The sequence below is a fragment of the Stenotrophomonas sp. P5_A8 genome (genome assembly GCF_056400545.1).
On the sequence record NZ_JBFULB010000581.1, the window covers coordinates 1 to 1,089 of the forward strand.

At 58.4% G+C, this 1,089-nt stretch carries 1 protein-coding gene; it reads right to left on the minus strand.

Annotated features, from left to right (window positions below; all coding sequences use genetic code 11):
- Positions 1-802: type II secretion system F family protein (locus AC1DQP_RS20825; RefSeq protein ID WP_478052474.1), on the minus strand; the 802-nt coding region annotated here is incomplete at its 3' end.
- Between the last annotated feature and the right edge of the window lie 287 nt (positions 803-1,089).

A 1,089-nucleotide genomic window follows, 5' to 3' on the forward strand; every position in this document is an offset into this window, starting at 1 on the left:
GATCCATGGTGTGTTGCATCGACGGGGATCGCTTGTAGGCGTAGATGAACCCAGCGATAGAGCCGCCCACAATCAGGAGCATTAGCCACCAGTAAGAGAGCATGAATCGAGATGCGGCAACGATCAGCTGGGTGAAGGCCGGCAATTCCGCGCCGAACCCCTTGAATACTTCCTCGAATTGCGGAACCACGAACATCAGCAAAATTGCGCTGACAACCAGCGCCACGACCACCACCATTGCGGGATAAAACAGGGCCTTCTTGATCTTGCCCTTGAGAGCTTCAATGTTCTCTTTGTAAGTGGCGACGGTATCGAGCACTGTCTCCAGCACACCGGCGCCTTCACCTGCGCGAACCAGATTGCGGTACAGCTCGTCGAATTGCACGGGATGGCGGCTGATGGCCTCATGCAGCGAGGACCCGCCCTCGATATCGGTGCGGATGGTATCGACCAGCTTTTTCATCCGCGGGTTTTTGTGGCCGCTGCCAATGATCTCGAGTGCGCTGACGATGGGAACGCCCGACTTCATCATGGTCGCCATCTGGCGACTGAAGAATGAGATGTCCTTGGCGCCAACTGCCTTACCAGCTGAACCGAATAGCGGCTTTGGCTTCGGCTTGACCACACTGGGCATGATGCCTTGGCGGCGAAGTTCGGCACGCAGCAGGTTTGCATTTTTGGCAGGCTGTTCGCCCTTCATCTTCACGCCACGCTTGTCGGTCCCCTCCCAGACAAACGGCTGTAGCTCCATGGTGCTTCGCGCCACGGGCTGTTTCTTGATTGCACTACGGCTAACAGACATACAGGGCTCCCCAGCCACACCATCCCCAGGCGGGCTATCTCGGCGCATGGTAGCCGGTTCCGGCCGTGGGTGGCATCCCCGGGGCTGTCTAAATCTCGACTCTGCTCCCGGACAGGGGCGGTCAGAAGGTGACGCAACACGTCACATTGTCTGATCGGTCGCAGTTTTCTGTGCGGGGGGTTCCAATCCTGAAGATTGCTGCCATCATTGCGCCGGGGAATGCTGGGGAGCATTGCTGAGCAGTTGGCACGCATCCTGCTTTGATCCACCCGCACGGGCGTCCGCCT